The sequence below is a fragment of the Desulfoplanes sp. PS50 genome, from assembly GCF_053851535.1.
In genome coordinates, this window is record NZ_JBSPZA010000092.1 from 1 (window position 1) to 909 (window position 909).

The window sequence follows — 909 nt, forward strand, 5'->3', positions numbered from 1 at the left end:
GCCATCGAGGCCCTTGATCCGGATTTTTCCCCCGGCCCGGAAGAGCGCGTGGACTTTGCCATGCAGGTCTTCGGATGAGGGGCGTTTGAGATGTTGGTGATGTCGGAACCCGTCAGTAACCCAAGGCGGGTCCGGGTGGCCGAACTTTATTGGATCGGACACGGTGATGTACGTAGACAAAAAGGCCGTCTTCCTGGGGAAGGCGGCCTTTTTGTGCAGTGTTTTACGAGACAACACGGTCTTTGACTGCAGAATATCATTGGTGGACACGCTTGTTGATTATTTGGGACAGGCAAACTATGCAAACCGATCCAGCTTGCTACAACCGGCCACACCTTCTGCCGTCAAACCGGCATCCCTGGAACGCACATTCGTCCTCACCAACCCGCAATCCCCATGTATTTCAGCCAAGCGGAACCTTTTCTGGTTGCTTTTCCGGATTTTGGACGCACGCAACCACACGCAACCGCATGATCGCGCATAGAGATGAGATGGGATTTTGGGAAAAGTTATCGGATCAGATATTGGAGAGCCGCTTTAACGAGAACATGCCGTCGAGACCCTCCACTTTGCGCGGGATTTTTTCCTGCTTGCAGGCAAAATGATCATGGAAACGCTTGGAATGCCGGGCCACGAACTCTTTGGTGCCGATGATTCCGGAGTCCGTGAAATAGCGGGTCCGGCATCTGAGCCGGTCAGCCGGGGTCAGCTTGTATTCTTTTTTGCGTTCTTTTTCGACCAGCTTCTTGTCCAACCTGGCCCCCTTGCCCGTATCCAGGGCCCCGGTTTCGTACACGAATTCCCGGTAATGGCGCAGACGATCCTTGGTTTCGATCCCCCAGTCGGCCATGCCCAGATCCAGGCTCAGGAAATCATCCCGGTTGTTGGTCTGGAGATGGTAGCCCAGCG

At 54.6% G+C, this 909-nt stretch carries 1 protein-coding gene and 1 pseudogene; both read right to left on the reverse strand.

The genetic code is table 11. The features are described from left to right. Positions 1 to 180: hypothetical protein (locus ACTVJH_RS15895; RefSeq protein WP_455992875.1), on the reverse strand; the 180-nt coding region annotated here is incomplete at its 3' end. 337 nt (positions 181 to 517) lie between these two features. Continuing rightward, positions 518 to 909: pseudogene (locus tag ACTVJH_RS15900) on the reverse strand (hypothetical protein); the annotation flags it as partial.